The organism is Bradyrhizobium sp., from assembly GCF_035935975.1.
Taxonomy (GTDB): Bacteria; Pseudomonadota; Alphaproteobacteria; order Rhizobiales; family Xanthobacteraceae; genus Bradyrhizobium.
Genome location: NZ_DASYWN010000060.1, coordinates 23,880 through 41,581 on the forward strand (window position 1 = coordinate 23,880; position 17,702 = coordinate 41,581).

Genomic DNA, 17,702 nt, shown 5'->3' on the forward strand with positions numbered 1-17,702 from the left:
GAGATGGGTCCGCGGAGAGAACCCCTCACCCGCCTCGCTTTCGCGAGGCACCCTCTCCCACAAGGGGAGAGGGTTTAGAAAACAGTACCGTCGCTGATCACCTTGAGCGGCGGCGAGCCATCCGGACGGCGCGAAAACGCGATGGCCCGGCCGGCGGCCCAGGTGCCGCCTTCCAGGATGCTGGCGAGCGGCAAGGTCTCCGGTGTGCGGCCGAGCTTGGCGCGAACGCGTTCGGCAACGCGATCCAGCAGCGCGACGGTCAGCCCGCGCCACTCGACGACGAGCAGCGAATCCACCGCATGCGCGCGGTCGGCATCAGCAGTGTCGCGCAGGCGCAGCACGTCGTGATCGACGAACAGGCCGCCATTGCGGTATTCGGCAAGCCCGGTGAGGCCGTCGATATCTGTGACCGCGAAGCCCGCGCGCTGTAGCGGCTCGATCAGCGAGTAGCTCAGCCATTGCGACAGCTTGTGCAGCGGCACGAGGCCGGCGGTCGCATCATCAGCCTTGATCGCCGGATAGCGCCAGCAATCGCCAAGCGGGACGCCCGCAAGCTCAAGTCGCGACGGCCAGATCGGTCCGAGCTGATTCAGCACCGCGGACAGGATGGCGGGCGCAGGAATCGCGCCGCCTACGGCCTGTGCTGCGATGTGGTCGAACAGGCCGCCCGGCCGCGGCGTATCGTGCAGGCCGAAAATTTCGGGGCGCGCCGCAACCTGCTTGCCGAGGCGTCGCAGCAGGTCGGTGCGTCCCTCAAGGCCGAGCAGCGGATTGGCGTCGTTGACTTGAAACGCGGAGGTGAGGGCGGCGAGCGGCAGCTTTGTAAGCACATCCGCATCGACTCTGAATGGCGCGCGGGCATCGCCGGAGAAGAGGCCGCTCGCAAACATGTCGAGGCTCGCGATCGCCAGCCCCTCGGATCGGCCGATGGCTTGTCCCGTCACTGCGTCGCGATAACGCCACGCGGCACCCGCGCCGGCATCGAGCAGCACGCTGACGATGGCAAGATCGAACTCCGCGCGCGCCCGCACCGCGCGATCCGGCCATGATGCAGCATCCGCCAGCCGCGCCCAGCGATCGGTGTCGCCGAGCACGAAGTGCCGCCACCGCGCGTGGAAGGGAACGTCCAGCGTCGGATAGGCCTTTCGCGTCACCGCGAGCACGGCGTCGGCAACGCCATCCATGCGATCGAGGTCGATCGTGAAATGGTTGAGCCCGCCGGCTAGGCCGATCTGAAGCATCTGGCCGGCGCGCGCGCGCACCGCTCCTGCGCTGAGCAGGGAGCGGGCCTGTTGTTCCAAAGAATCCGACATCGCGCGATCAGTATTTTTCCAGCGAACGCCCGACCACGCCGTCGACGTCCTTCTCCGGCGCGATGTCGGTCGAGTAATAGCCGGCGGCCTTCTTCGCGGCGATCTCGACATAGGCGTCGGCCGGGATCAACTCCGGCGGGATCGGCACGCGCTCGACGATGTCGATGCCCTGCGAGGTCAGCGCGTCGTATTTCATGTCGCTCATCGACAGGAAGCGGTCGATGCGCTTCAGGCCGAGCCAGTGGATCGTATCCGGCATGAGCTGCTGGAAGCGCGCGTCCTGGACGCCGGCGACGCATTCGGTGCGCTCGAAATAGGCGGCAGCGGCATCGCCATCCTCCTGGCGCTTGCGCGCGTTGTAGACCAGGAACTTGGTGACCTCGCCCAGCGCCCGGCCCTCCTTGCGGTTGTAGACGACGAGCCCGAGCCCGCCCTCCTGCGCGCCGCGCGCGGATTCCTCGATGCCGTGAATCAGATACGGCCGGCAGGTGCAGATGTCGGAGCCGAACACGTCGGACCCGTTGCACTCGTCGTGCACGCGGCAGGTGATCTTGGTGCGATGGTCCGGCAGTTTTGTCACATCGCCGAACATGTAGACGGTGGTGCCGCCGATCGGCGGCAGGAACACCTTCAGGTCCGGCCGGGTCACGAGCTCGGGGAACATGCCGGCGGTCTGCTCGAACAGCGTGCGGCGCAGCTCGTTCTCGTTGGTCCCGAACCGCTCGGCAAGGCCGGGCAGGTACCAGACCGGATCGATCGCGATCTTCACCACCGAGACGCTGCCATTGACATGCACGACCTCGCCGTCGGCACGCAGCCGCTTGGCGGCCAGCGCCTCGCGGATCTCAGGCAGATCGAGCCGCGCGCGCGTCACGGCGATGCTCGGGCGGATGTCGACGCCCTCGGCGATGTCCTTGCCGAAATTCTCCGCGACCAGATGGCCCCAGGGATCGAGCGCCACGATCTTTGCGGGATCGCGCCACTGCTCGAACGGGCCGATGGTCGCGGCCGGGAACGTGTTGGTGAGGTCGGGGCGCCTGATGGGATCGAGCGCGCCGGCGGACACCGCGAGTGCCCGGTACATTGCATACGAGCCGCCATGGCTGCCGATCACGTTGCGATCCCCGGCGCGCGACACCGTGCCGATGATCGGTCCGCGGGCGCGGGCATCCGCGGCGCCCCAATGGATCGGGAAGGCGGCCTTCCGGCCTGGCTCCGGATGGGAGGTGAGGCGGATGTGGTCGGTACGGTTCGCGCGGCTCATGTCCAGGCTCCCAAAAAGCCAACGGCCCGCCGCTTGGACGGGCCTGGCTCACCTGCACCGCCAATGCCGAGCACCGGCGACGCAAGCTCAATCCAAGATATTGTAGCGGCGAGGCACGACAGACAAGTTAATCGTGCGGGGCGGCCAGGACCGCCTTCCAGCTCGTCCGGATGGACGAACGGCGCCGGAATGTGCCCTATATCTATGTAATCGTTTGAATTTTTGAAGGGGTGCCTCTATCCCCTCGAAACAGGCGACTGGATAAAACCGGCATATTCGGACATATCGGACGGATTACCCCGGAGAACCCCAATGCCTGCCGCCAGCTACATCGACCCCCGCAATGGAAAGCTCTATCCGCTGGACCAGCCGCGCTGGTGCTCGGACGAGCGCACGCCGCTGCTGGTGACACCGGGGGCCGGGATCTCGCGCGAGGACATCGATAGCCGGACGCGGTCACTCTGGCGCTACCGGGCGGCGCTGCCGGTCGAGATCAAGGATCCGATTTCGCTCGGGGTCGGCTGCACGCCGCTGGTGCAGCAGGGTTGGGGCGACCTGCGCCCGTTCTTCAAGCTCGAATGGTTCAACCCGACCGGCAGCTTCAAGGACCGCGGCTCGGCGGTGATGCTGTCGTTCCTCCGGCAGATCGGCGTCAACGCCATCCTGGAGGACTCGTCCGGCAATGGCGGCTCGTCCATGGCGGGGCTTGGCGCGTCCGGCGGCATGCGCGTGAAGATCCTGGCGCCGGCCTCGACCTCGCCGGCCAAGATCGCGCAGGTCCGCGCCTATGGCGCCGAGGTGCAGCTCGTCGAGGGGCCGCGCGAGGAGTCGGAGGCCGAGGCCATCCGCCAGTCGAGCCAGACGTTTTATGCCAGCCACAATTGGCAGCCGTTCTTCCTCGAAGGCACCAAATCGTTCGCCTATGAAATCTGGGAAGACCTCGGTTTTCGCGCGCCCGACAACGTCATCGTTCCCGTCGGCGCCGGCAGCAGCCTGCTCGGTTGCGCCTTCGGCTTCCGCGAGTTGTTGAAGGCCGGGCAGATCGCAAAGCTGCCGCGCCTGTTCGCGGCGCAGCCGCTGAACTGTTCGCCGATCGATGCCAGCTTCAAGGCCGGCGTCGACACGCCTGTCGCGCGCGAGGTGAGCAAGACCATTGCCGAGGGCACCGCGATCAAGGCCCCGCTGCGCCTGCGCGAGATCATCGCCGCCTTGCGCGAGAGCGGCGGCGGCACCGTCGCGCTCACCGAGGACGAGATCGTCGCCGCGCTGCGCCGCCTCGCGCGACAAGGCCTGTTCGCCGAGCCCACCAGCGCCAGCGCGGCCGCGGCGCTCGAGAAACTCTCGGCCAGCGGGGCCATCAAGGCCAACGAGACCACGGTCGCGGTCCTCACCGGCACGGGGCTGAAGGCCGCGTCCACCGTCGCCGATCTCGTGCAGTAGGACGGGTGATGAACGGGTAGGATGGGTAGAGCGCAGCGAAACCCATCACCTTCGTCGCCGTCGATACAGCCTGATGGGTTTCGCTTTCGCTCTACCCATCCTACGGCGACTCGCCAAAACCACCCAGGCCGGCCCCGGGGAGAGCCGGCCCGGATTTGGCGGCAGCCGCCTCAGCGCGGCTGCGGCACGATGCGGATGTAGGGCTTGGGCGACTTCCAGCCTTCCGGATACTGCTTCTTCGCGTCCTCGTCGGACACCGAGCCGGCGATGATGACGTCCTCGCCGTTCTTCCAGTTCACCGGCGTCGCCACCTTGTGCTTCGCCGTCATCTGCAGCGAGTCGATCACACGCAGCACCTCGTCGAAGTTGCGGCCCGTGGTCATCGGATACATCAGGACCAGCTTCACCTTCTTGTCCGGCCCGATCACGAACACGTTGCGGACGGTCTGGTTGTCGGCCGCCGTTCGCTTCAGCGGATCGCCGGAGATCGCGGCCGGCAGCATGCCGTACAGCTTCGAGACGTTGAAATCGACGTCGCCGATCATCGGAAAGTTCGGCGCGGTGCCTTGCGTCTCCGCGATGTCGGCGGCCCAGCCGGCGTGACGGTCGATCGGATCGACCGACAGGCCGATGATCTTGACGCCGCGCCTGTCGAACTCCGGCTTGATCTTCGCCATGTAGCCGAGCTCGGTGGTGCAAACCGGCGTAAAGTCCTTCGGATGCGAGAACAGCACCGCCCAGGAGTCGCCGATCCAGTCGTGGAAGCGGATCGTGCCCTCAGTCGTCTGCGCCTCGAAATCCGGTGCGATGTCGTTGAGTGCGAGTGTCATCACACGTGTCCTTGTCAGTGGCTGATTGTTTCTGGTGTCACGGCTGTGCGGGCCGCAATGGGCGGTCGCATTTTCGCAGCCGGATAGCCGCAAGCCTGCGCCCGCGCGGGCGGGAAGTCATGGCGCCGTTCTGAAAAGATTCTTAAGAGTTGCGGGGAAGCGAGCCACCTGCTCCCACAAGGGGAGAGCGACCTATTCCTTCAGATCGTTCACCCGCTTCACCCACGCCCGCACATCCGCGAGCACGACGGGCAGCACGGCCTTGACCTCCGGCACGGTCATGCCGGGCTTGATGCGGGGGTCGTAGAGCAGGTTGAGGATGTACTGGTCGTAGACGTCGAAATAGCCCATCGAGACGTTGTCGTTGAACATCGTCCACGGCACGCTCGTGGTGTCGTTGATCGGCCCGAGCGATTGCAGCAGCTCCTCATAGGCGCAGTCGAGGAAGGTGAAATCGCCATTGTCGACGGTCAGGATGACGTCGGAATGCTCGATCTCGAAATTGTCGTTCTTGCGGAAGCCGGACAGGCATTGCGGATCGAGCGAGGTGCGGATCTCGCGCGCCTTGTCCACGCCGTAGAAGCTCGCGATGGTGCGGAACAGGTCGCGGTCGCGCACCAGCTTGACCCGCACGTTCGCCGCTTCGCTGGTCGTGGTCATGGTGATGTCGAGATGCTGCACGCGGGCGGCGATGTCGGCGACGACCTTTGCCAATTGGGTCTTGCGGTCGGCGCGGTCGCTCTCGGCGAACACGCGCACCGGCCCGTCGAATTTGCGGATGCGGTCGACGCGGCCGGCGAGATGGTATTCGGCGCCGAATGCGGTCTTGAGAAAACCCTCGACGATTTCGCCGTCGGTGAAGCTCTTCTTCTCGGCACGCTGGCGCGAGGCGATCGCGGACAATTCGCCCGCGATGGCGATGGTAGCGGTGTCAGGCACACATGTGAGCGCGGTGAACGCCAGCAGGGCGAAACGGACGGCAGCCGAGGGCGGATTGAATGCGCTCATCGTTACGCAACGCTGCCGTATTCGCGCCGCGCACACAAGTCCGCATATTCACGCGCCCTGCGGGTTCCTGCCATCTGTCGCGGTCCGCTCAACCTCTCCCGCTTGCGGGAGAGGTCGCCGCGTAGCGGCGGGTGAGGGTTCTTTCCTCTAGGGGGATTGTCCCGTTGCGGCGAGACCCTCTCCCCAACCCTCCCAGCGCGAGCGAAGCTCGTCGCGACCCGCTCGCGGGGGAGGGAGCGCACCGTCGGTGCGGCTCTAGTTGTTGAGCACCACCACGGTGGTGCCGACCCTGACGCGGCCGTAGAGGTCGGTGACGTCGTCGTTGGTCATGCGGAAGCAGCCGGACGAGACCGCCTGGCCGATCGTCTCCGGCTCGTTGGAGCCGTGGATGCGGTAGAGTGTCGAGCCGAGATACATCGCGCGCGCGCCGAGCGGATTCTCGATGCCGCCCCTCATGTGGCGCGGCAAATCGGGCCGCCGGGCCAGCATCTGCGAGGGCGGCGTCCAATCCGGCCATTCCTTCTTGGCGGTGATCTTGTGCACCCCGCCCCAGCGGAAGCCGTCGCGGCCGACGCCGATGCCGTAGCGCAGCGCCTGGCCGTTCTGGAGCACCAGATACAAGCGACGCTCCGAGGTGTTCACCACGATCGTCCCGGGGGCGTAACTGCCGTTGTACATGACCGTGGTGCGGGGGATCGGGCTGGAGCCACCGCGGAAGAAGTTCGGGCCACCGCCCATGATGTCGCGGGAGTCGAACTCCTCGGCGAAGGCGCCGCCGGCCGTGGCGGTCAGGAGCGCGATGGCGGCAATCGGTGCGGCAAAAAACCGGATCATTGTAACCCCCAGCAAAAAATCTCTTTCAACACGGCCAGAGGCCACATTCGCGGGCTTTTCGCAAGCCACGGCCCCGTGAGGGGCGCCATGCTTAACGATTGCCGTTACCAAATCGGCAACCGCGCCAATTTGCCGGAAAGCAATCAGAGCGTTTTCGAGCGAAGTGGATGCCGGTTCGCATAAAGAAAACGCGTCAAAACAGGAATCTAACGCCCCGTTCCGATCCAATCGGAACGGGGCGTTATCCAAACCAGCGTGTCGTCCTGCGGGGCAGGGCCGCAATGGCCGCTATTGCTTTGACCGGGGCGGCGAACAATGATTGATCGGACGGATCACTGGAAATCGCCGGTTGCGGGAGCAGACAGAATGAACGGTGCGGAAAGCCTGGTGCGGACGATGGTCAAGGGCGGGGTGGACGTCTGCTTCACCAACCCAGGCACCTCCGAGATGCATTTTGTCGCAGCGCTCGACCGCGTGCCGGGCATGCGCTGCGTGCTCGGCCTGTTCGAGGGCGTGGTGACGGGCGCGGCCGACGGCTATTACCGCATGAAGGGCACGCCGGCCTCGACCCTGCTGCATCTCGGCCCCGGCCTCGCCAACGGCCTTGCCAATCTGCACAACGCCAAGAAGGCGAATTCCGGCATCGTCAACATCGTCGGCCAGCATGCCGTCTACCACATCGACTACAACGCGCCGCTGACCTCCGACATCGAGGGCCTGGCCCGGCCGATGTCGTCCTGGGTCCGGACCTCGCCGAACTCCAAATCGGTTGCGGCCGACGGCGCCGCGGCGATCGCCGCCGCCAAGAGCGCGCCGGGGCAGATCGCGACGCTGATCCTGCCCGCCGACACCGCCTGGAACGAGGCCGACGGCATCGCCGAGGTGCCGGCCGAGCAGCAGCGCGCCAGCTATTCGCCGCAGGCGGTCGAGCGGGCCGCCAGGATCCTGCACGGCGACGGCGAGGGCACGCTGCTCTTGATGACCGGCAGCGCGCTGAGCGAGCAGGGCCTGGCGCTGGCCGAGCGCATCGCCGCCAAGACCGGCTGCACCGTGATGGGCCCGACCTTCCGCCCGAAAATGGCGCGCGGCCGCGGCCGCTACTCGATCGACCGCATCCACTACGTCATCGAGAACGCGCTGCCGATGCTGGCGAAGTTCCGTCACATCGTGCTGGTCGAGTCCGACGATCCCGTCGCGTTCTTCGCCTATCCGAACAAGCCGAGCATGCTCAAGCCCGAGGGCTGCGACGTCCATCGCATGACCTCCTGGGGCGAGAACTCGGTCGCCGCGCTGGAAGCGCTCGCCGGCGCCGTGAAGGCGAGCGCCAGGGACGTCAAGCCTCAGGCGCTGCAGGAGCTGGTCAAGCCGACCGGCGCGCTCACCTTCGCCTCGATCGCGCAGGCGATCGCCTGTGCGATCCCCGAGAACGCGATCATGGTGGATGAGTCCCTGACCACCGGCCGCGGCTTCTTCCCGCCGACGGCGGCGGCGGCGCCGCACGACTGGCTGCAGAACATGGGCGGCTCGATCGGCTTCTCGACCCCGCTCTCGATCGGCGCGGCGATCGCCTGCCCCGACCGCAAGGTCATCACCATGGTCGGCGACGGCAGCGCGATGTACACGATCCAGTCGCTGTGGACCCAGGCCCGCGAGAACCTCAATATCGTCACCATCGTGTTCGCCAACCGCATCTACCAGATCCTGCGCGGCGAGTTCGACAATGTCGGCGCCGGCGAGCCCGGCCAGCGCGCCAACGACATGCTCCGCCTCGACCGCCCGACGCTGGATTTCGTCGCGCTCGCCAAGGGCATGGGCGTGCCCGGCCGCGCCGTCACCAATGCCGAGGAGTTCAACAAGGCGCTGGCCGAGGCCGTCGCCGAGCCGGGGCCGCGGCTGATCGAAGTCCAGATGTAAGTCTGGCCGGCTGCGCCGCGAATTCCGGCCCTCTTGTAACCCGGATTGCGCTACGCTCCATCCGGGCTACTTACGAACGTGAAACGGAGCGCCGAGAAGCCCGGAGGCAAAATGCAGACCGAGCTGAGCAAGGTGATCGCGGCGCTCCGGGACTTCTACGCCCACGAAGGATTCCTGTTCGAGAAGGACATCGGCGAGCGCGCGGTCACGCACCGCTTCGCCGTCTATCTGGAGCGGCAGTTCTCGGGCTGGGCCGTCGACTGCAATTACGACCGGCTCGGCGAACGCACGCTGCACCTGCCGCACGGCACCATCATCTCGACCGACGATCATCTCGGCAAGTCGATCTATCCCGATGTCGTCGTGCACCAGCGCGAGATTCCGAACAATCTGCTCGCCGTGGACATCCGCAAGGCGAGCAATCACACGCCGCTCGAGCACGACCAGCACAAGCTGAGGGCGCTGACCGACGTGCATGTCTGGTTTCCCTTCTGGATCGGCGTGCTGCTGGTGCTGGACAAGCAGCATGTGACGATGTCGGAGGTCTATGTCAGCGGCATCGTCGATCAGCCGCTGTCGCTCTGGTTCGCGGAGCGGCTCGCGGAGAGCGGATTGGTGGCCGCGCATTGAACAAAAGGCCGCCCGGGAGCGCGGGCGGCCTTGCGTCGTCGGCTATCGCGCCCTCAGTGCAGCGGATCGCCCTGGCCGAGCGCGTTGGCGACGAGGTCCTTCAGCGCGAAGTTGGAGCCGGTCACCGGGGTCCATTGCGGGTCGAGCGACAGCACGGAGGAATTGTCGCCGAACATCATGCCGAGGAAGACCTCGGCGACGATGCGCCCGCCGACGGGGCCGAGCTGCGGCGTCTTGACGGTGGCGGGGCCGCCGGTGACGGGGATCGGGACGTCGGCCCTGAACTGCGCGGCCTCGGCCAGGATGTAGGTCCAGAGCGGGCAATTGTCTGCGAACACGCCGTTGGCGATGGTCGCGATCTTGGTCTGCGGATCGCCCGCGCCGGGCTCGTCGACGGCCTTGCCGATGATGATCTGATCGTCGGTCAGCGGCGTCACGTTCATCGCTCTGGCGACGTCCTGGCCCGAGGGCAGGCCGAGCCGCCAGCTGCGCTCGAGATTGCGCAGCGCCAGCGAGGCCGGGTTGGATGCGACTTCGGGCGGCAGCTTGCGCAGCGGATCCACCAGCGAGGCATCGATGCGATAGGCGAATTGCAGTCGCCGCTTGTTGTCGGGATTGGTGTCGTCGTCCTCGACACCGTAGGGGCGCGTGTCGAGATCGATGAAGCGGCCCCAGTCCATCGCGCGTCCCGGGCCCATGGCGCGGAAGCCGGTCAGCGCGTTCGTGTCGGGATTGTGCGGATCGGGGAAGATCTGCAGCAGCATCTTGTCGTCGTCGTTCAGCCGGTAGCCGGGGCGGATCATGGAGTGCCCGAGCCGGTAGGCCGCGACCGAGAACTCCACCGGCATGAACGGATAGGTCTTCCAGTGGTAATAGGCGAGCTTGCTGCGGTCGTATTGACCTGCGGTCTTCAGCGCGTCCAGCACGTCGGCGTTGACGATGCGCGGCAGGAAGTCGTTCAGCACCACGTATTGATAGTGGAAGCGGACGCGCTGCTGCACCTCTTCGAACGACAGGCTGTCATTGTCGTCGACCATGCGGTTGTGGAAGCGCAGCATCAGGCCCTGGAACTGCGAGACGATGCTGTTCTCGTCGTTGCGGGGGTCGCCGATCAGCGCGCGGCCCTTGAAGCGCGGCAGGTCGCTGCTGTCGGGCACGCCCGGGCCCGTCAGCTTGTCGCCGAGGCGGAGCTTGATGCCGTCATACATGTAGGGCTGGTCGTTCGGGCCGCGGCCGTAGAGATTGTCCAGGTCGAACGACGGCGTGCGGAAATCGACGAGCCCGTCGGGATCCTGCTGCTTGGTCAGCGAGCTGACGGGATCGAAGGTGATGTCGTGATCGACGAACTGGCCGAGATAGGTGTAGAGCGCGGGAATGCCGCTCTCCTCCGCGTCCGGTCCGTCCTTCGGCGGATCGAACCCGGCGACCATCTTGTCGGCAAGCGCCGAAAGGTTAGCGACATTGTCGGAAGGGCTCACGCCGAATGTTGCCGGCGCGAGGTTGCGGAACATGCGGCCGAAGCGGCCCTGGGAAAGTGCGGAACGCGGGACGTTCAATCCGCGCGGAGTAACAGCATGTCGATTGCTCATTGAAATCACCTCCATGAAATATCGCGCTGGAAATCGAATAAAGCTAAAGTTGTTCGCAACATAATATGCAGGCGAAGCTAGATCAGGGAATCCGGCGCCACAAGCCGCAGCTTCACACACTGTGCGCGATTGCTGTTGTTCCGGAGGAGGGCGCCTGCGAGCAAGCTGCGGCCGCGCTTTGCAAATTTTTCCCGAAGCGATGACGGATAACATTCTCGTCATCGATGAGAGCGCGCCGCTTCGCGTCGTGTCGGTTCGCCGTGCCGTCGGCGAAGCGCATCGTCTTCACGTAAAAATTGTGGCGGCGTGAGTCATGCCCACGCCGCCACAACGAAAGTCAGTAATAGCGCTGCTGCGAGTACGCGTAGCGCGGATTGATGCCGCAATAGGCCGACGTGCCGGAGGCGCTTGCCTGACATTGCTGATAGCTCGAGAACTGGCAGTTGCCGGGATAGCCCCAGATGCGGCCCTGCAGGCAATATCTGTCGTTTGAAGGGTGGGCCTGGGCCGCCGGCGCGATTGCGGCCATCAAGGCTGCAAGTGATGCGAGAGTGAGGATCGTGCGACGCATTTCAGTCTCCTGTCGAGAACGGATGCAAGAAGGGTAGGATGTGGAACACCAGCTCGGTCTGCGTGTTCCGGATTTGCCCGACACTTTGTCGTGCTCGTCTTGGTGTCCGCGCTGGGCACGGCGTTCGACATGCGCCTATGATGAGCCAAGCTGCGGCGAACTATGTGATCTCGGCCACAGTTGGCGGCCGGGTTCGAGCCTAACTTGCGCAGACTTGCATGCGCCGATCCCGGGTCTTCGTCTCATCGAGGCTCGTCTCATTCGGATCAGGTCATTTTGGAGGTTTTGATGCAAAGGTCATATTTGCTGGCTGCGACAGCAGCGCTGGCGCTTCTCATGCAGACACCGCTCGCGCTGGCCCAAAGCGCGCCCGCCGCGGCGCCCGCGACGACAAATGCTGCGCCGGCAACGACCACGGCCGCACCGGCGACGACGACAGCCGCGCCGGCAACAACGACGGCTGCGCCGGCCGCAACCACCGACAGTTCCGGCCAGCAATCCGACTCCAAGAAGAGCGCGTCGAAGAAGCCGGCGAAGAAGAAGATGACGCGGCAGCAGGAGATCGACCATTCCGTCGACACCGGCACCGTGCCGGCGCGCTACCGCAGTTCGGTGCCGAAGCAGTACCAGCAATATATTCCGTTCGAGAAGCAGTGAGCGATCGCGCGGCGGCCCGGCGCGACGAGGCGTCGCGCTGCCGCGCCGATGAAAGTGGGGCGTCGCCTGGTGGAATCGGGCGATACATCCCTTGTGGTGGTCTATGCGAGCGGTGCTAGAGTAGGCCGAAGCCCGGGGGGAGTAATGAGCGACGACGTGAGGGATGCTGGCCTTGTGGCCATGATCAGCAGCATCCTGGGAGGCAACAAGCGCGCGGACAGTGTCACGCCGCCGCCGCTTGCGGAGGTTCCGCCGACCGCCCCGCCGAAGGGGGTTGAGCCGATCAAGCCGCCCGTTCCGGAAGCGCCGCCGCTCAAGAGCGTGGATGCGCCCAGCACGGTGCCGGCAGCTCCACCGGTCGAACGGCCTGCAAAAATCGCCACGACACCGGACGGCAAGCGGCTGCTGCCGGCCGAGGCCATTGCCGATCTCGTGCTCGGCGAGCTGCGCAAGATGGAGGACTTTCCGGCCACCGGCGCCTCGGTCACGGTCTACGGTTACCGGCACTGGAACGCGATGATCACCTTCGCGCCGTTCTCGACCAGCTTCCAGAACGCGACCCGGTTCCGCCAGGCCCTGCCGGATCTCGTGTTCAAGCTCCGTCGTTTCGTCGAACTTGAGATATAGTCCTGTAAATCACCAGCGGCGCCCTCGCGCGGTTCCTTGCCAGGAGATCGCGGCCTGAAGGCACGACTGGTGCCCCCCAACAGTTCGATGGGATTTTCGAGTTGAGCGTCGCCTTTACCAAAGAAGAAAGCGCCGAGACCGCCTCCGAGACGTTGTTGCCGGATCGCCCGATCTCGCCGCATCCGAACCTCGTGACGGAAGCCGGCCTGCAGGCGTTGCAGTCGCAGCTTCAGGACGCGCGCGCGGCCTATGAGGCCGCGCAGGCCATCGAGGACGTCAATGAGAAGCGCCGGCAATCGGCGGTGCCCTTGCGTGACGCCCGCTATCTGACCGAGCGGCTGCGCACGGCGCAGCTCGTTGCCAAGCCCGACTCAAACGATACGGTCGCCTTCGGCAGCACCGTCACCTTCAGCCGCGCCGATGGCCGCGTGCAGACCTATCGCATCGTCGGCGAGGACGAAGCCGATCCGAAGGCCGGCTCGATCTCGTTCGTCGCGCCGGTCGCGCGGTCGCTGATGGGCAAGGCGGTCGGCGACGTCGTCGGTTCAGGCGCGCAGGAGGTCGAGATTCTCTCGATCGCATAGCGACCTAGGCCTGCGGCAGCGCGACGCCGGTCAGCCCGCGCAACTGTTCGATGAGCTCGTCCTGAAAATCCGGATCGGCGGCCTCGCGGGCCGGTGGCTGCTGCTGGAGCTGATGCCAGTAGCGTCCGCTGACCAGGGCGGCGGGGTCCGCGCTTGCGGCGAGCCAGGTCTGGGTCCGTTGTCCGGTGTCGATATCGACCGGGGCGCCGGAGCCACCCATCTTCGTGCGTGCCCAGCCGGGATCGACGGCGTTGCAGAGGACCTTGGGCCAGCGTCTTGCCAGCGCGAAAGCCAGTGCGACGGCGTGCAGCTTGCTCTCGGCGTAGGCTTTGGATGCATCCCAAGGCCTCTTGGTCCAATCGAGGTCGTCGAGCGAGCCTTCGCCACCCCTGTGCAATCCGCTGCTGAGATACACCAGCCGGTCGGGCCGCTCGATCAAGGCGGTCAGCATGTACGGCGCAAGCGTGTTGATCGCCAGCGTATCGGCATGTCCTTCCGGCGTCGCGCCGCGGTCCGGCCGCGCATAGACGCCGGCATTGTGGATGATCGCATCCATGCGTCCGATCGCGTTGATCTGATCCGCGATGCGCCGCACATCCGCGGCACTCTTGAGATCGCCGACCACGATCCCGGCGGCATGCGATGCAAGCTCGCCGATCTCCTTTGCGCGGCCCGCCGATCGCGCGTGCAGCACCACGCGATGACCCTGGTCAACGAGCGATTGTGCCGCCGCCCGGCCGAGCCCGTCGGTGCTGCCGGTGATGAATACGATCGCCATGTGCTGCTTCTCCGGATGTTTCGGAACGCATTCTACAGCGAGCGCGCATCACTTCCGATACTGTTCGTCGCTCACTTTCTCCATCCAGTCCACGGTCCTGCCGCCGGAAGATTCCTGGATGGCAATGTGAGTCATCGCCGTCGTCGGCGAGGCGCCGTGCCAGTGCTTCAGTCCCGGCGGAAACCATACGACGTCGCCGGGCCGGATCTCCTCGATCGGTCCGCCTTCCCGCTGAACCCATCCCAATCCCGCGGTGACGATCAGCGTCTGCCCGAGCGGATGGGTGTGCCAGGCGGTGCGGGCGCCCGGCTCGAAGGTGACCTGGCCCGCGCCCACCCGCGCCGGGTCGGGCGCCTGGAATAGCGGATCGACGCGCACCGTGCCGGTGAACCAGTCTTGCGATCCCTTCTGGGACGGGCGCGATCCGTTTCGCTTGATGTCGATGTCCATTTGAATCTCCTGTGCTTCCGGCGCGCGCGTCTGCACGTGGCGAATTCCGATGACAGCGGCGGCGCTGCCGCCAATGAGGATGTCCCTGCGCCTGATCACGGCGCGTCTCAGCGCGGTCGCTTGTCGATGACGTCCTTGACGACGGGCGCCGCGGAAAATGCGTTGGGCCATCCGGCGTAGAAGGCGAGATGGCCGAGCACCTCGCCGGCTTCCTCCCGCGTCAACCCGTTATCCATCGCGCGGTTCAAATGATAGGTGATCTGTGCGACCTGACCTGTCGCGATGAGCGCGCTCACGGTGACGAGGCTCCGGTCGCGTGGCGCCAGCGCCGGCCTCAGCCAGAGATCGCGGAACAGCACGTCGGTGGTGTACTGGACGAGGCTCGGCGTGATCTGCCCGAACTGCTCGCCGACGCGGGTCGCCCGCTGCGTCTCGGCGGCTTCGTCGAGCGGCAGTTGCGGTGCTGATTCTGGCGGAAGCTGGTCGGCCCCGATGTTGCGGCTCCTGAAGACATCCCGCGCCGCCGGGATCGCATTCACCGCGTTCGCCCAGCCGGTGTAGAAGGCGAGGTGCGTGATGATCTCCGAGATCTCCGACGGCTTCACACCGTTATCGAGCGCGCGGGCGAGATAGTCCGGCAGCTCCACGGTCTGGTTGCGCGCGATCAGCGCCGCGACCGTGACGATGCTGCGGTCTCGCGGCGAAAGTCCAGGTCGCTTCCAGAGATCGCCGATGACGAATTTCTGCGCGTAGGCTTCGAGCGCCGGCGCAACGGCGCGGATGTCTTCCGATGTCGACATGGGATTTGCTCCTGTGATGGCTGCCGTATCAGCGGCGGCGGGGCCGCCGGCGACCAGCCAGAACGACAACAAGGTGGGTGCGAGCGCTCTCATTGCGGATGTCCTTCGACGGTGAACGGATGTGCGAGCAGCCACCAGGCGACCAGTGCGGCGCAGAGCACGGTGAGGGCGCTCGCGAGAAACAGCAGGTTCAGCCTCGCGCCCGTCGCGATCAATCCAAGCGCGGGGCTGGCGATCCCCTGGGCGAGGTCGAGAAAGGCGGTGTAGGCGCCCATCGCGAGGCCGCGGCTCTGCGCGGGCACCCTACGCACCGCCTCGACGCCGAAGCCGGGATAGATCAGCGAGAAGCCGAAGCCGGTGAGTGCGGCGCCGGCCAGCGCCATCTCGGGTCGTGTCGCGAGCCAGATCAGGGTCTGTCCGGCGGCTTCGATCAGGGCACAGAGCAGTGCGACCCTGGCGCCGCCGATCGTATCGGCGAGATGACTGAAGAACACGCGCGCCAGAATGAAGGCGACGGCATAGGCCGTGTAAGCCAGCCATCCATTGGCCCATCCCCGATTGGCGAACAGCAAGGTCACGAACGTCGTCACCGCACCGAAGCCGACGCTGCCGAGGGCCGATCCGAAACCCGGCACCCAGACGGCGCCGAGCACCTTGGCGAACGACAGGCGCACCTGCTGCACCGGCGCCACCGCGGGAACCTGCGCAACGAACAGCAGCGCCAGCAGCGGCGCCGCAATCGTCGCGGACGCGATCGCCGCAAAGCCATAGGCGGCGTAGAGCGCGGCGCCTGCGGGCGCACCGATGGCGAAGGCTGCGAACATGGCAGAGCCGACCCAGGCGATGACCTTGCCGGTGTTGCCGCTGTCGACCAGTGCCAGCCCCCAGCCGACTGCGGCCGTGATGATAAAACTCTCGGCGGCGCCGAGCAGACCACGGCCCAGCAGAAGAATGGTCACCGAGGCCAGCGGAGCTTCTGTGAAGTCGAGCGAGAGCAGGTACAGCAACCCGGACGCTGCGGCCGCGACGAGGCCGGCGATGACAGCGCGCTTCGCTCCGCGTCGATCCGAGAAATGACCGGCCCACGGCCGCGACACCAGGGAGGCTGCGAACTGGCTGCCGGCGACGAGGCCGACCACGAAGGTGCTGAAGCCCAATCCGTCGTGCACGTGGAGCGGCAACACCGGCATCGCGACGCCAATGACGAGGAAGGCGAGGAACACCGCCGCCATGATCGGCAGCAACGCCGCTGAGACGCGAAGCGAGGCGGCGGGCTGCACGGCTGTAACCGGCATGCTGATTCAGGGCTCCCAAGGCATGATCCGGAAACGTGCGTAGCGGTTTTCCGGAAAGATCGTGCTCAAACAACAACCCAAAGCGCGATGACGCTTCGTCTTGATCTCATCGCGCTTGAATGGCTGCCCCGAACCTAGGACCTTCGCCGGCCCGTGATTAGATGATAGATTTCGAATGCGCTTATTAGGACGGCTAATCAATGCACCGGGACGACGCGAGCGACCTTCTTGCCTTCCTGGCCGTCGCGCGGGAGCGCAACTTCACGCGCGCCGCCGCGAAGCTCGGCATGACGCAGTCCGCACTGAGCCAGATCATCCGCAATCTGGAGGAGCGGCTCGGTGTCCGGCTGCTCAACCGAACGACGCGGAGCGTCACGCCGACACAGGCCGGCGAGCGTCTGTTCCAGAGCATCGGCCCCAAATTCACCGAGATGGACAACGATCTCGCTGCCCTCGGCGAGTTTCGCGAAAAGCCTGCCGGAACCGTCCGGCTGACGGCGACGGAATATGCCGCCAGTGAAATCCTGCTGCCGGCGCTCGGAAAGGTCCTGCCGAAATACCCCGACATCAACGTCGAGATCATCATCGACTACGGGCTCACCAACATCGTCGCACAGCAGGTCGATGCGGGCATCCGTCCCGGCGAGCTCGTCGCCAAGGACATGATCGCGGTGCGCGTCAGCCCGGATCTCCGGATGGCGGTCGTCGGGTCGCCGTCCTACTTTGCCGAACGCAAGCGGCCGAAGACGCCGCAGGATCTGACCCAGCACAACTGCCTCAATCTGCGCCTGCCGACGCATGGCGGCAGTCTCTATGCCTGGGAATTCGAGAAGAACGGACGGGAGCTCAATGTGCGGGTGGAGGGCCAGCTTGTGTTCAACAGCGCGGGGCTGCTGCTGGAGGGCGCGCTGAAGGGGCTGGGCCTCGCCTATCTCACCGAGGGACATGTGCAGCCCTATCTGTCACAGGGCCGTCTCATTCGCGTGCTCTCGGATTGGTGTCCGCCGTTCTCGGGATACCATCTCTACTATGCCAGCCGCCGCCAGCCGTCTCCGGCGTTCTCGCTGCTGGTGGAAGCGCTGCGATACCGCGGCAAGTAGGACGGTCGGCTGGCTCGA

Annotated in this window: 18 protein-coding genes; 7 read left to right on the top strand and 11 right to left on the bottom strand. The window is 65.8% G+C overall.

Annotation, left to right across the window (positions count from 1 at the left end):
• Window positions 1-74: 74 nt before the first annotated feature.
• Window positions 75-1,313 (bottom strand): URC4/urg3 family protein, encoded by a 1,239-nt coding sequence (locus tag VGR99_RS38030; protein WP_326905073.1) that lies wholly within the window; start codon window positions 1,311-1,313, stop codon window positions 75-77.
• 7 nt (window positions 1,314-1,320) lie between these two features.
• Complete coding sequence (locus tag VGR99_RS38035; RefSeq protein ID WP_326905074.1) at window positions 1,321-2,577, bottom strand: GTP cyclohydrolase II; 1,257 nt, start codon at window positions 2,575-2,577, stop codon at window positions 1,321-1,323.
• Between the two features lie 312 nt (window positions 2,578-2,889).
• Here VGR99_RS38035 and VGR99_RS38040 point away from each other — a divergent pair, with 312 nt between their 5' ends.
• Window positions 2,890-4,017 carry a threonine synthase gene (locus VGR99_RS38040; RefSeq protein ID WP_326905075.1) on the top strand — a complete coding sequence of 376 codons (1,128 nt, stop codon included), beginning with the start codon at window positions 2,890-2,892 and terminating at the stop codon, window positions 4,015-4,017.
• A gap of 170 nt (window positions 4,018-4,187) precedes the next feature.
• Here VGR99_RS38040 and VGR99_RS38045 read toward each other — a convergent pair whose 3' ends face one another.
• The 3 genes from VGR99_RS38045 to VGR99_RS38055 all read right to left on the bottom strand — a co-directional run bounded on the left by VGR99_RS38045 (window position 4,188) and on the right by VGR99_RS38055 (window position 6,689).
• Window positions 4,188-4,847, bottom strand: a complete 660-nt coding sequence (locus tag VGR99_RS38045) for a peroxiredoxin (RefSeq protein ID WP_326905076.1) — start codon at window positions 4,845-4,847, stop codon at window positions 4,188-4,190.
• A gap of 192 nt (window positions 4,848-5,039) precedes the next feature.
• On the bottom strand, window positions 5,040-5,855 hold the full coding sequence (locus tag VGR99_RS38050; protein ID WP_326905077.1) for a DUF2927 domain-containing protein: 816 nt from the start codon (window positions 5,853-5,855) through the stop codon (window positions 5,040-5,042).
• A 255-nt stretch (window positions 5,856-6,110) separates the two neighbouring features.
• The gene (locus VGR99_RS38055) at window positions 6,111-6,689 is read right to left on the bottom strand and encodes a L,D-transpeptidase (RefSeq protein WP_326905078.1); all 579 of its coding nucleotides are present in this window, start codon (window positions 6,687-6,689) and stop codon (window positions 6,111-6,113) included.
• 366 nt (window positions 6,690-7,055) lie between these two features.
• Between VGR99_RS38055 and VGR99_RS38060 the strand changes: the two genes are divergently transcribed.
• Entirely contained in the window at window positions 7,056-8,603 is a 1,548-nt protein-coding gene (locus VGR99_RS38060; RefSeq protein ID WP_326905079.1) for an acetolactate synthase large subunit, read from the top strand.
• Between the two features lie 111 nt (window positions 8,604-8,714).
• Window positions 8,715-9,233 carry a hypothetical protein gene (locus VGR99_RS38065; RefSeq protein ID WP_326905080.1) on the top strand — a complete coding sequence of 173 codons (519 nt, stop codon included), beginning with the start codon at window positions 8,715-8,717 and terminating at the stop codon, window positions 9,231-9,233.
• A 53-nt stretch (window positions 9,234-9,286) separates the two neighbouring features.
• On the opposite strand, the gene VGR99_RS38070 is transcribed toward VGR99_RS38065, so the two are convergent.
• Both VGR99_RS38070 and VGR99_RS38075 read right to left on the bottom strand, forming a co-directional pair.
• A complete protein-coding gene (locus tag VGR99_RS38070) occupies window positions 9,287-10,822 on the bottom strand; it encodes a heme peroxidase family protein (RefSeq protein ID WP_326905081.1) in 1,536 nt (511 codons plus the stop codon).
• Between the two features lie 337 nt (window positions 10,823-11,159).
• Window positions 11,160-11,393, bottom strand: coding sequence for a DUF3551 domain-containing protein (locus tag VGR99_RS38075; RefSeq protein WP_326905082.1), 234 nt, complete (start codon window positions 11,391-11,393; stop codon window positions 11,160-11,162).
• A 288-nt stretch (window positions 11,394-11,681) separates the two neighbouring features.
• Here VGR99_RS38075 and VGR99_RS38080 point away from each other — a divergent pair, with 288 nt between their 5' ends.
• The 3 genes from VGR99_RS38080 (at window position 11,682) to greA (ending at window position 13,261) form a co-directional block, all read left to right on the top strand.
• Window positions 11,682-12,050, top strand: a complete 369-nt coding sequence (locus tag VGR99_RS38080; RefSeq protein WP_326905083.1) for a hypothetical protein — start codon at window positions 11,682-11,684, stop codon at window positions 12,048-12,050.
• Window positions 12,051-12,194: 144 nt separating this feature from the next.
• The gene (locus VGR99_RS38085; protein ID WP_326905084.1) at window positions 12,195-12,677 is read left to right on the top strand and encodes a hypothetical protein; all 483 of its coding nucleotides are present in this window, start codon (window positions 12,195-12,197) and stop codon (window positions 12,675-12,677) included.
• A gap of 101 nt (window positions 12,678-12,778) precedes the next feature.
• Complete coding sequence (gene greA, locus VGR99_RS38090; protein WP_326905085.1) at window positions 12,779-13,261, top strand: transcription elongation factor GreA; 483 nt, start codon at window positions 12,779-12,781, stop codon at window positions 13,259-13,261.
• A gap of 4 nt (window positions 13,262-13,265) precedes the next feature.
• On the opposite strand, the gene VGR99_RS38095 is transcribed toward greA, so the two are convergent.
• From VGR99_RS38095 to VGR99_RS38110, 4 genes are all read right to left on the bottom strand, one after another.
• On the bottom strand, window positions 13,266-14,039 hold the full coding sequence (locus tag VGR99_RS38095) for an SDR family NAD(P)-dependent oxidoreductase (RefSeq protein WP_326905086.1): 774 nt from the start codon (window positions 14,037-14,039) through the stop codon (window positions 13,266-13,268).
• A gap of 48 nt (window positions 14,040-14,087) precedes the next feature.
• On the bottom strand, window positions 14,088-14,483 hold the full coding sequence (locus tag VGR99_RS38100; RefSeq protein WP_326905138.1) for a (R)-mandelonitrile lyase: 396 nt from the start codon (window positions 14,481-14,483) through the stop codon (window positions 14,088-14,090).
• 113 nt (window positions 14,484-14,596) lie between these two features.
• Window positions 14,597-15,382 carry a carboxymuconolactone decarboxylase family protein gene (locus VGR99_RS38105; RefSeq protein ID WP_326905087.1) on the bottom strand — a complete coding sequence of 262 codons (786 nt, stop codon included), beginning with the start codon at window positions 15,380-15,382 and terminating at the stop codon, window positions 14,597-14,599.
• Complete coding sequence (locus VGR99_RS38110; RefSeq protein ID WP_326905088.1) at window positions 15,379-16,584, bottom strand: arabinose transporter; 1,206 nt, start codon at window positions 16,582-16,584, stop codon at window positions 15,379-15,381. Before VGR99_RS38110 ends, VGR99_RS38105 begins: the two co-directional genes overlap by 4 nt.
• A 200-nt stretch (window positions 16,585-16,784) precedes the next feature.
• Here VGR99_RS38110 and VGR99_RS38115 point away from each other — a divergent pair, with 200 nt between their 5' ends.
• Window positions 16,785-17,684 (top strand): LysR family transcriptional regulator, encoded by a 900-nt coding sequence (locus VGR99_RS38115; protein WP_326905089.1) that lies wholly within the window; start codon window positions 16,785-16,787, stop codon window positions 17,682-17,684.
• Window positions 17,685-17,702: the final 18 nt, after the last annotated feature.